At 66.9% G+C, this 2,271-nt stretch carries 1 protein-coding gene; it reads left to right on the forward strand.

All coding sequences use genetic code 11. The features are described from left to right. A partial coding sequence (gene aceE, locus IY392_RS05155) for a pyruvate dehydrogenase (acetyl-transferring), homodimeric type (protein WP_194860697.1) occupies positions 1–2,204 on the forward strand: 2,204 nt, incomplete at its 5' end. Between the last annotated feature and the right edge of the window lie 67 nt (positions 2,205–2,271).

Consider the following 2,271-nt stretch of genomic DNA (forward strand, 5'->3'; position numbering starts at 1 on the left):
CCTCCTACCCCCACCCACGCTCCCTTCCCGAGTTCTGGGAGTTCCCCACCGTGTCCATGGGCCTCGGACCCTTGAACGCCATCTATCAGGCGCGGTTCAACCGTTACCTCGCCAACAGGGGGATCAAGGACACCTCGCAACAGCACGTCTGGGCGTTCCTCGGCGACGGGGAGATGGACGAGGTCGAGTCGCGCGGAGCCCTGCAGGTGGCCGCGAACGACGCACTGGACAACCTCACCTTCGTGATCAACTGCAACCTCCAGCGCCTCGACGGCCCGGTCCGCGGAAACGGGCAGATCATCCAGGAGCTGGAATCGTATTTCAGCGGTGCCGGGTGGAACGTCATCAAGGTGGTGTGGGGACGCGAGTGGGACGCCCTGTTCGAGAAGGACACCGAGGGCGCCCTCGTCTCCCTGATGAACTCCGTCTCCGACGGCGACTACCAGACGTTCCGGGCCAACGACGGCGCCTGGATCCGCGAGCACTTCTTCGGCCGCGACCCGCGTACGGCCAAGTTGGTGGAGGACCTGTCCGACGAGGACATCTGGGCGCTGCGCCGCGGTGGCCACGACTACCGGAAGATCCACGCCGCGTACAAGGCGGCGCTCGAGCACACCGGTCGACCCACGGTGATCCTCGCGCACACCATCAAGGGGTTCGGACTCGGCCAGAACTTCGAGGGTCGCAACGCCACGCACCAGATGAAGAAGCTGACGCTGGACGACCTCAAGCAGTTCCGGGACAAGCAGCTCATCCCGATCACGGACGAAGAGCTCGAAGCCGACCCGACGTTGCCGCCCTACTACAACCCCGGGCCCAACTCCCCGGAGATCCGTTACATGCTGGAGCGGCGGATCGCGCTGGGCGGTCACGTGCCGGAGCGGCGCCAGAGCTTCACCCCGCTCTCCGTGCCGAAGATCGAGTCCTTCGCCTCGTTGCGCAAGGGGTCGGGCAAACAACCGGTGGCCACCACGATGGCCCTGGTCCGTACCTGCAAGGAGCTCCTGCGGGACGAGTCCCTGCGGGACCGGATCGTCCCCATCATCCCGGACGAGGCCCGGACCTTCGGCATGGACTCGTGGTTCCCGACCCTGAAGATCTACAACCCGCACGGGCAGAACTACACCTCGGTCGACCACGACCTGATGCTCAGTTACAAGGAGTCCACCAGCGGCCAGATCATGCACGAGGGCATCAGTGAGGCGGGGTCGGTCGCCGAGTTCACGGCGGCGGGGACCGCGTACGCGACCCACGGCGAGCCGATGATCCCGCTGTACATCTTCTATTCGATGTTCGGCTTCCAGCGCACCGGTGACAGCATCTGGGCCGCCTCGGATCAGCTCGCGCGCGGGTTCCTGCTCGGCGCGACCGCCGGCCGCACGACCCTCACCGGGGAGGGCCTGCAGCACATGGACGGCCATTCGCCGTTGCTCGCCGCGACCAACCCGGGCATCCTCTCGTACGATCCGGCGTGGGCATTCGAACTCGTCCACATCATGCGAGCGGGCATCGAGCGGATGTACGGTCCGGGCGCGGCGCACGAGACAGAGACCGATGGTGTCGACCACAACGTCTCGTACTACATCACCCTGTACAACGAGCCCGTCCCCCAGCCGCCCGAGCCCGAGAACCTGGACATCGAGGCACTGCTCCGTGGTCTCTACTGCTTCCGTAAGGCGGAGAAGGGAACGCACGAGGCGTCGATCCTCGCCTCGGGTGTCGCGATGTACGCCGCGGCCGAGGCCCAGAAAGAGCTGGCGGAGAAATGGGACGTCGCGGCGGACCTCTGGTCGGCCACATCGTGGAACGAGCTGGCCCGGGACGGTTTCGAGTGTGAGCGCCACGAACTCCGTCACCCCGACCAGCAGCCCCGCATCCCGTTCGTCACCGCCTCACTCGACTCCAGCAAGGGGCCGAAGGTGGCGGTGAGCGACTTCCAGAAGGCGGTGCCGGACCAGATCCGTGGGTGGGTCCCCGGGGACTACACCGTCCTGGGCACCGACGGATTCGGGTTCTCCGACACCCGACCGGCCGCGCGTCGATTCTTCAACACCGATGCCGAATCGATCATCGTCGCGGTTCTCGCCGGTCTGGTCCGCGAAGGCAGCATCGACAAGCGCACCCTTCTGGAGGCCGCTCGTCTCTACCGGATCGACGATGTCATGGCGGCGCCCGAGCCCACGACGGATCCCGGCGTGGCGTGACCGAGGCGACCGACGCCGCGACCGGGGGGGCCACGGAGGCGGCCACCCCGGGGGCCGAGGCAGGGGC

The sequence above is a fragment of the Dietzia sp. SYD-A1 genome, from assembly GCF_015356725.1.
Classification (GTDB): Bacteria; Actinomycetota; Actinomycetes; order Mycobacteriales; family Mycobacteriaceae; genus Dietzia.